The following is a 6,790-nucleotide window of genomic DNA, read 5'->3' on the forward strand; positions in this document are numbered from 1 at the left end:
GATGGCGCTACCAACCGATATACGCCAGGCGTTACGCGGGCTTGCCGCGTACAGCGATGGCATCGATCTGCCGGTCTACCAGGCATTCGAACGTGATCCGCTGGAGCCGATCATCGGCCTGGGCGATGCCGAGGCGCCAATCTGCTTCTTCGGCCGCGACCCTGGCCGCGAGGAGGTGCGCCATGGTGAACCCTTCATCGGCTCCGGTGGACAGATCGTCAGGCGCGTCCTGTATCGCCATCTGCATGGCCAGGAGATGCCGGACTTCGAGGCGGGGCGGGCGCTTGGGCAGCACTACTTCTGGATCAACACCGTGCCGTACAAGCCCATTGGCAACAAGGCCTGGTCGATGGCAGTCAAGCGCCGCTTCCATCCGCTGATGCGCCAGTTGCTGGTGGACACCTGGAAGGGCCGGCATATCGTCACGCTTGGCCGCGAAGCCTTCCTCTGGTTCGGCATCGACCAGCCGCGCGAACAGCGCCAGCGCCTGGAGGCTTTCTGGCAGCGCGAGGATCGTTTCACGGCCGACATCGATGTGCAGTTGCAGGACCGGCAGGGCCATGCCCGCGAGTTTGTCCTGCATCCGCTACCGCACCCCTCGCCGTTGAACCAGACCTGGTTCAAGCGCTTCCCGGCACTGCTCGAAGCGCGCCTGCGCCAGCTCGACCGCCGCCGCTAATCGCTGACCTGGTTGCGCATCGCACCGGCCTGCCAGGCCGCGACGTTGCCCAGCGTGGTGCCGGCAATGGCCGCCAGCGCCTCCTCGGTGAGGAAGGCCTGGTGCGCGGTGACGATGACGTTGGGAAACGACAGCAGCCGCGCCAATACATCGTCCTGCAGCGGCAGGCCGGAATGGTCCTCGAAGAACAGCCCTGCCTCTTCCTCATAGACGTCCAGGCCCAGATAGCCGAGCTGGCCGCTCTTCAGCGCGCCGATCAGCGCTGGTGTGTCGATCAGCGCGCCGCGGCCGGTGTTGATCAGCATCGCGCGCGGCTTCATGGTCGCCAGGCTGTGCTGGTTGATCAGGTGCCGGGTCTGCTCGGTGAGCGGGCAGTGCAGGCTGACGATATCGCTGCTGGCTAGCAATTCGTCGAGCGCTACATAGTGCATGCCGAGGCGCTCCAGCTCCGGGTTGGGGAAGGGGTCGTGCAGCTGCACCTGGCAACCGAAGCCCTGCATGATTCGCGCGAACACCGTGCCGATCTGCCCGCTGCCGACCACGCCGACGCGTTTGCCCACCAGGTCGAAGCCGGTCAGTCCCTGCAGCGAGAAATTACCTTCGCGGGTGCGGTTGTAGGCGCGTGGCAGGCGCCGGTTGAGCGCCAGGATCAGCGCCACGGTGTGTTCCGCGACCGCGTGGGGTGAATAGGACGGTACCCGCACCACCGGCAACCCGAGCCGTCCGGCGCATGGCAGATCGACATGGTTGTAGCCGGCCGAACGCAGCGCGATCAGCCGTGTGCCGCCAGCGGCTAGCTTCCCCAGCACGGCTGCCGAGAGCACGTCGTTGACGAACGGGCAGACCACCTCGGCGCCAGCTGCCAGCGCGGCGGTGTCCGGGTCCAGCCGCGTTTCGAGGAAGTGCAGCTCGAAGCCATGGGCCTGATTGGCGGCCTGGAAGCTGTCGCGGTCGTAGGGCTTGCTGCTGAACAGGGTGATGCGCATGAGAGCCTCGCTGATGGAAGGCAACGGCAACAGCCTGCGACAGCTTGCCGGCTGAAGCCAAGTCGACTGGGCCGTCGATCGTGCGCCGACCGGTTGCTTCAGGCAACCGTATGTTCACGCCGTCACCTTTGCAGATGCAGCCTGAAAGCAGTCAAACCGAGGGTCTCAGCCCTTGCTGTGGCTCGGATCAGCGCTGCGAGGGTAGGTACGCTCTTCTTGAATGGTCCCATCCTTCTTGTGGATCTTCACCGAGGCCGTCTTGCCTTCAAGGAAGGTTGCCGTCACCTGCAGCATCTCGTCCTTGGTTGCAGCGGTCTTCGAAGCGCGGGTCGCCCCTTGCTTGCGCAGCTCCCAGCCCGAATCGGTGGCGCTGATGTGGTAGTTGTCCATGCGTGAATCCTCGCGGTGGGTTGCGGTTTTAGAGTGCCGGGCAATACAGGGGTTCGGTAAGGCGGTGCGGCGGGGGTCATTGGCAGCGCCACTGCGCATCGCCTGGTAGCCAGCTGCACCGGCTCGCGAGAAGAAAATCCATGCAGTTGTGCGCCTTGCCAGATTGCCGGGTGGCCGCAGGCTTCGTGCGCGGCGCGGTATGGGTTCACTGCATCGGCGCGGCGGTAGTTGCCGAGTCGAAGCGACGCTGCAATGTGGGCAGTGAAGAACCAGCGCGCATGCATCTGCACAACGGCGATCGACCCTGTACGACGGCGGCGGGCGCGATGTGCCACTGGGCGGAAACGGCCATGGCCGTCGGGGTCAGGCTGGAAAAGGAAGGGGAGATCGAGTCGCCAGCCCCGTTGGGCCGGACGATCTTTCGCTGTGATCGTCCGGCCGGCCGCGGTCTTTTGTGGCGGGAAACGACAGGTCTATCCGGGTCGTCTGGCTTCGAAGCGCTGGTCGGACGCCTGGCCAGGCTTGCGCATATTGCAGGACCGAGCGCCAGCCCCTCTTTGCGGACTAGGTTCTGTACGAAAAAGTCGTCGAGCGAAGGTCAGGCGAGGCAAAAACGGGTGAGGAAGCGGAGTTTACGTGCTGTAAATGAGCATTCCGAACCCGTTTTTAACGAAGCATCACCGAGCGCAGGCACTTTTCGTACAGAGCCTATATGAACGCCTGCCGCGACACGCCACGGGGCAGGCGACTACGCCCCGGCAACTGCTCCAGGCGCTTGCGCCATTCGGCGCGCACGGACGGAGCGGAAGCTGAAGCTGGCTTCGCTGCCGTTTCGGACGCAGGCGGAACGGCTTTCACTTCCACTACGGGTTTACTCGCTGCAGTTCTCGCCGCCACTGCGGGAACAATCGTCGCAGTCGCAGTCGCAGTCGCAGTCGCCGCCGCCTTCGCTGCAGCTCGCAGCTCAGCGAGGCTCGGCGTCTTGCGCACAGGCTCGCTCACCGCCTTTTCCACGCTGCGCAGGCAGAGCTTGCATGAAACCTGAGAGGCATCCTCCGAGCTGTTCAGGCTCGATCCCGTGCGCCCGCATGCGACATTGCCATTGGGGGCGGAGTAATGAATCACCAACGTTCTGTCTCCTGATTTTGGGGCGCGGGATTCTACACGCTCATGTCCAGCAGGCAACGAGGCGGGTGAAAACTTACAGGCGGGTCCGGGCGCCGATGCATGGCGCAGAAACGAAAAAGGCCCGCATTTCTGCGAGCCTTCAAATCGTGGTGCGGCACCAGGAATATAACTTGATAGATGAAAAGCCCGATAATGCTAAGGAAAATGCATTCCATCAACTAAGAAGGTACTCAAATAGGTACTCGCCGCCCCGCCACCTATACCCCAGAACGAGACGCCCAGCTGGACCATCAAGACCGGCAGTCGAACCTCCAGCGCAGGTCGCGAGCGACTTAAGCAGCACAGCCCGCACTCCAAGCCCGACGGAAATCCAATAGCGCCAGAAGCCAGAACTCAACTGGAGAGTGGCGACTCATCGAATTGCGCACCTGTAAAGCAATGTGTAAACTGTCAATCAAAGTGTCAAGCATGGACGAGAGCGATGGGCAGCAAACTCAAGAATCCACCAGTCTTCTTCACGATAGGCCAGGTGCAACACAACCCCCTGCTTTCACTGGACTCCTACATTCCACAGATCCAGGAGCGCATGCGCAAAGCCGGCTATCCGGGCTTCACCAAATCATCCCAGATGCAACTCTCCCTCCAGAGCGCATCAGACGGAGCGGATGACAAGGCCCCAACCCCAACAATTCAGAAGCTGGATCGCTTTGTTTTCTCCGACCTAAATGACACCAGCGCCTTCCTTCTTCAGCCGACCTCAATCACCTTTGAGACAACTATTTACGCCGGCTTCGATGAGTTTTATGAGCAGCTTGAGCTAGGGCTGAGGATTCTGGACGAAGCCATTGGCGGGCTGAGCTTCGTTGAGCGCCTAGGGTTGCGCTACCTTGATGCCGTAGCCCCCAGGCAAGGGGAGGATCTTGATCAATACCTAGCCCCGCAGGTGCTAGGGCTACCAGTCCTGATGAAGGAGTCCGCATTCAGTCACTCCTTTGCCGAAGCTGTTCTAGTGGCAGACGGGATCGGCCAGGTAGTAGCTCGCGCCGTCATCCAGAATGGCCGACTGGCGTTCCCTCCAGACATCGACCCCGAGCGCCTAAAGATACAGGAACGCTTCGCGTCGATTGCGGGCATTCACGCTCTCATTGACACAGACGGCTTCTCCGTAGAGCGGCACCCGTACGACATTTCAGGAGTGCGAGCCAGAATGGACGAGCTACACGAGCTTATCGGTCAATGCTTCCGCGCAACGACTACCGATTTTGCACGCTCAGCCTGGGATGCCTGAAGGGAGCCTCCAATCCATGCACATCGCACCCTCAAACCAAACAAGCGCGCAGCTGCAGCTAGCGAATAGCTTTCTGACATCCCAGCGCCTTGAGTATCGCGCAACGTACCAAAAGCGAGGAATGCAAGCCGTCGCGGCATGCACCAATCAAGAAGAGCGCGCCAAGGGAGCAGCCTCTCGCTTCATTCGAGGCTGCGGAGGGGTTGCGCTTGCCTTGCTGGTCGGCACCGGCGGAATAGCAACGCCTCATTACGTCACCATACGGGACGACAAAGGGTACCGCCTGCTCGATATCAAGTATTCCGAGCGAAAAATCCATGCAGACGCACAGCGCGCCAAGCTACGCAGTTCCGCCGAAAACCTTGCCTTTGTGCGCAACACGCTTAAGCCCCCGGTCACCGAATTAGCATCCTTCTTTGGCGTATCACGCCAAGCCATCTACAACTGGCAAGCCGGAGACCCAATCTCCACACACAACGAGGCATTACTTCAGCAGCTAGCAGATGCCACAACCCTGCTGCACCGAGAGGGTCTCACTGGCGGCAGTCTGATCAAGCGGCGACTGCCCGGCGGGAAAACACTCCTTGAGCAGATGCAAGGCGGGGAGTCAGGCGAATCCGCTGCCAAGGCACTCATAGCAATGCTTCAAGCAGAGAGCCAGCAGCGCTCAGGAATAACCCATCGCCTTAAAGGAAGAGCGGCAGCCACCTCCATCGACCCAAGCGATGTAGGCGCCCCTCACCTTGATGAGCAGGCATAGGGGATGAAGTAGCCGATGGGCAGCTGGAGCAGAGATACATCCTGGCGACAGGGATGCCTTCTTCAATCGGAAACGATTCGGGAGCTGGAGCTCGCGCCACACCTCCCGCCAGAGAAGGTTGCCGCAGTCATTGCCTCCCACGACTGCGATCTCGCACAGCTACCCGATAGCGAGCCCTTTGTGGAGGTAGTGCTTGGTGCCTTCCTGGATGGGGCGCCCAACGGCAACTACACCAACTGCAAGAACCTCCGCCGCTTACACGTGGGATTCTCCGCAACCGGCGAAGAAGTTCACGTCGAAATCGACACCAATAGACGAGTCCTCATCCCCAAAGATGCAGCCGACAACCCCAGGCACGGGCTAAGCGAGCACCTGCCCAGTCCCTCGCACAAGATGACAGCCAAGGAGCACGGCATATTTCAGCGCTGGCTGGCAGCCAGGTATCGTAGGTCTGCCTTCCCTGATGAGTTTGATCGGCGCCTGAAAGAGGAAACAAAGGTTGCAGAGAGGCTAGCCAAGGCGCTCAAGGATAGCGGCAACCATATTGTTGCCGTATTTTTTGATGTGGATGGCGGCACCGAAAATACCCGGAACGGGGCTGACGACCCCTACGAGCTAGTTATTACACTGCTCTACGCGACAGACGTCGACCCTGATATCGCATGGCGTGCAGCTGTCGAAGCAGCGGAGACTATTCAGTCGATTTTCGACAAGCGCTGCCGAATCAAAACGGGTGATCACGACACCTGGAAATGGATCGAGCTAGTCGATATCGAGATCGTTTCTGACGAAGCCTTATCGTACGCCCAATCACAACTACTCAAAAAGTGGCAGGCAGACCATATCAGCCTGCGCACTGACCCAGAACAGCCGATGCTTGAAGACTGACGACAGAAAACCGAGACGGAAGGTACGCCCTGAAGCGCAAGCGCCTGAAAAAATTGAGATTTCCCCTTATGTCGCTATTGACTAACGACAGAGCGCATGAGAATATGAGATTTGCTGCGATAGTTTCTTGAGCAGCAAAAAGCCCACTCCCCACAAGATTCAGGGGTGTGAGCTTATAGCCGTGCTTCGAAGGTTTTGGCGAACCCTAGAGCACATTTAACTAAACCAACCTTGGAGGCCAGGTTTTTTCAATCGCGGGGACACATTCTACGGATATAAACTACCCCTGACAAGCCTGCTTGACCGACGGTCATTCGACCCCAGGTGCCTCCGAGGTCTCTCTAATGGAGAACTTCGTATGAGTACTATGATCTGCAGGCCATTCATCACCCTTCGCAATGGTCGTCGCCTGTACGCCCATGAGGTAGGTAAAACTGCCTTCTGCTTTGAGGTTGATGAAGTGAAACCAGCAAAACCCCAAGGTTCCCTTGAGGTTCAGCTGGAGTTCGATGAGCTTGAGGAGCCGGGTCCCCAACTCCACTAAGCGACACCGAGCACTTCACAGTGCCTTAAACCTACCGGAGGGGGCATCGCCCCCTCCTTTTTTTCCTCTGCACCACTACTTTAGACCACTTCAGTCTGCTGTGATGCTGCTGTTTCCAAAACGGTCG

Annotated in this window: 9 protein-coding genes; 6 read left to right on the forward strand and 3 right to left on the reverse strand. The window is 59.6% G+C overall.

Features of this window, described 5'->3' with window-relative positions; all coding sequences use genetic code 11:
- Position 1: 1 nt before the first annotated feature.
- On the forward strand, positions 2 to 679 hold the full coding sequence (locus tag B597_RS34450; RefSeq protein WP_003296798.1) for a uracil-DNA glycosylase family protein: 678 nt from the start codon (positions 2 to 4) through the stop codon (positions 677 to 679).
- On the opposite strand, the gene B597_RS34455 is transcribed toward B597_RS34450, so the two are convergent.
- Positions 676 to 1,665, reverse strand: a complete 990-nt coding sequence (locus tag B597_RS34455; RefSeq protein ID WP_003296799.1) for a 2-hydroxyacid dehydrogenase — start codon at positions 1,663 to 1,665, stop codon at positions 676 to 678. The two genes, B597_RS34450 and B597_RS34455, sit on opposite strands and share 4 nt — an antisense overlap.
- A gap of 165 nt (positions 1,666 to 1,830) precedes the next feature.
- A complete protein-coding gene (locus tag B597_RS34460; RefSeq protein ID WP_003296800.1) occupies positions 1,831 to 2,055 on the reverse strand; it encodes a DUF2188 domain-containing protein in 225 nt (74 codons plus the stop codon).
- Positions 2,056 to 2,333: 278 nt separating this feature from the next.
- On the opposite strand from B597_RS34460, the gene B597_RS46395 reads away from it, so the two are divergent.
- Entirely contained in the window at positions 2,334 to 2,771 is a 438-nt protein-coding gene (locus B597_RS46395; RefSeq protein WP_226924987.1) for a nucleotidyltransferase family protein, read from the forward strand.
- Here B597_RS46395 and B597_RS47620 read toward each other — a convergent pair.
- On the reverse strand, positions 2,764 to 3,183 hold the full coding sequence (locus B597_RS47620; RefSeq protein ID WP_003296803.1) for a hypothetical protein: 420 nt from the start codon (positions 3,181 to 3,183) through the stop codon (positions 2,764 to 2,766). The two genes, B597_RS46395 and B597_RS47620, sit on opposite strands and share 8 nt — an antisense overlap.
- A 481-nt stretch (positions 3,184 to 3,664) precedes the next feature.
- On the opposite strand from B597_RS47620, the gene B597_RS34465 reads away from it, so the two are divergent.
- The 4 genes from B597_RS34465 (at position 3,665) to B597_RS47000 (ending at position 6,663) form a co-directional block, all read left to right on the forward strand.
- Positions 3,665 to 4,471 carry a TIGR04255 family protein gene (locus tag B597_RS34465; RefSeq protein WP_003296297.1) on the forward strand — a complete coding sequence of 269 codons (807 nt, stop codon included), beginning with the start codon at positions 3,665 to 3,667 and terminating at the stop codon, positions 4,469 to 4,471.
- A 16-nt stretch (positions 4,472 to 4,487) separates the two neighbouring features.
- On the forward strand, positions 4,488 to 5,231 hold the full coding sequence (locus tag B597_RS34470; protein WP_003296298.1) for a hypothetical protein: 744 nt from the start codon (positions 4,488 to 4,490) through the stop codon (positions 5,229 to 5,231).
- A gap of 15 nt (positions 5,232 to 5,246) precedes the next feature.
- Positions 5,247 to 6,119, forward strand: coding sequence for a hypothetical protein (locus B597_RS47625; protein ID WP_003296299.1), 873 nt, complete (start codon positions 5,247 to 5,249; stop codon positions 6,117 to 6,119).
- 358 nt (positions 6,120 to 6,477) lie between these two features.
- Positions 6,478 to 6,663: a hypothetical protein gene (locus B597_RS47000; RefSeq protein ID WP_152028162.1), complete on the forward strand. Its 186-nt coding sequence runs from the start codon at positions 6,478 to 6,480 to the stop codon at positions 6,661 to 6,663.
- Positions 6,664 to 6,790 lie beyond the last annotated feature (127 nt).

It is taken from the genome of Stutzerimonas stutzeri KOS6, assembly GCF_000307775.2.
GTDB classification, from domain to species: Bacteria; Pseudomonadota; Gammaproteobacteria; order Pseudomonadales; family Pseudomonadaceae; genus Stutzerimonas; species Stutzerimonas stutzeri_B.

What these genes read in the sequence shown, in the direction of transcription:
- B597_RS34450 (WP_003296798.1), top strand. Translation starts at nt 2, where the DNA reads ATGGCGCTACCAACCGATATACGCCAGGCGTTACGCGGGCTTGCCGCG.
- B597_RS34470 (WP_003296298.1), top strand. Translation starts at nt 4,488, where the DNA reads ATGCACATCGCACCCTCAAACCAAACAAGCGCGCAGCTGCAGCTAGCG.
- B597_RS47625 (WP_003296299.1), top strand. Translation starts at nt 5,247, where the DNA reads ATGGGCAGCTGGAGCAGAGATACATCCTGGCGACAGGGATGCCTTCTT.
- B597_RS47000 (WP_152028162.1), top strand. Translation starts at nt 6,478, where the DNA reads ATGAGTACTATGATCTGCAGGCCATTCATCACCCTTCGCAATGGTCGT.
- B597_RS46395 (WP_226924987.1), top strand. Translation starts at nt 2,334, where the DNA reads ATGCATCTGCACAACGGCGATCGACCCTGTACGACGGCGGCGGGCGCG.
- B597_RS34465 (WP_003296297.1), top strand. Translation starts at nt 3,665, where the DNA reads ATGGGCAGCAAACTCAAGAATCCACCAGTCTTCTTCACGATAGGCCAG.
- B597_RS34455 (WP_003296799.1), bottom strand. Translation starts at nt 1,665, where the DNA reads ATGCGCATCACCCTGTTCAGCAGCAAGCCCTACGACCGCGACAGCTTC.
- B597_RS34460 (WP_003296800.1), bottom strand. Translation starts at nt 2,055, where the DNA reads ATGGACAACTACCACATCAGCGCCACCGATTCGGGCTGGGAGCTGCGC.